This is a genomic window from Halomonas eurihalina (assembly GCF_008274785.1).
In the GTDB taxonomy this organism is placed as follows: Bacteria; Pseudomonadota; Gammaproteobacteria; order Pseudomonadales; family Halomonadaceae; genus Halomonas; species Halomonas eurihalina.
The window spans coordinates 1-611 of record NZ_VTPU01000048.1 but is presented as its reverse complement, the minus strand read 5'-3'; the positions used below and the strand labels follow the sequence as shown (position 1 = coordinate 611).

Below are 611 nucleotides of genomic sequence, written 5' to 3'. Positions count from 1 at the left end.
TCTTTCGAAAGGAACTGTCAGCAGGATTACATTGTTAAAGAGCGACTGTTCGAAGAACAGTCGGAAGTCATAAGAGCGAAGAAGAAAGCACTTCTTCCGTTTCTCAAGACTTGCGACTGGTCTTGTCACATGAACTGTTAGGGTGGTGGAGCCTACCGGGATCGAACCGGTGACCTCCTGCGTGCAAGGCAGGCGCTCTCCCAGCTGAGCTAAGGCCCCCCTATCAAGACGGAAGAGGGAAGAAGCAAGAGCGAAGAAGACCCTTCACGCTCATTTCTTTTCACTCCGCAAATCTTTTCCAGGCAAGGCGAATCGGAACGACGCCTAGTCTACTAGGCGAGTGACGATTCAACGTGGCATGGGAAAGATTTTGGTGGGTCTGGGCAGACTTGAACTGCCGACCTCACCCTTATCAGGGGTGCGCTCTAACCAACTGAGCTACAGACCCGGCTTTCAACCACTGGGTCCGCGACCCAAACAGTCTTTGCTCTGGCCGATCAGGTAATTCATTGTGAGCACTTGCCGAGTGCCGGCGACGTCGTCGATTAAGGAGGTGATCCAGCCGCAGGTTCCCCTACGGCTACCTTGTTACGACTTCACCCCAGTCATGA

Annotated in this window: 2 tRNA genes and 1 rRNA gene; all 3 read right to left on the bottom strand. The window is 53.4% G+C overall.

The features are described from left to right. Nucleotides 1–143: 143 nt before the first annotated feature. Nucleotides 144–219 (bottom strand) — tRNA-Ala (locus tag FZZ93_RS18205). Between the two features lie 152 nt (nt 220–371). Continuing rightward, nucleotides 372–448, bottom strand: a tRNA-Ile gene (locus FZZ93_RS18200). A 98-nt stretch (nt 449–546) separates the two neighbouring features. Continuing rightward, a 16S ribosomal RNA gene (locus FZZ93_RS18195) occupies nt 547–611 on the bottom strand; the annotation flags it as partial.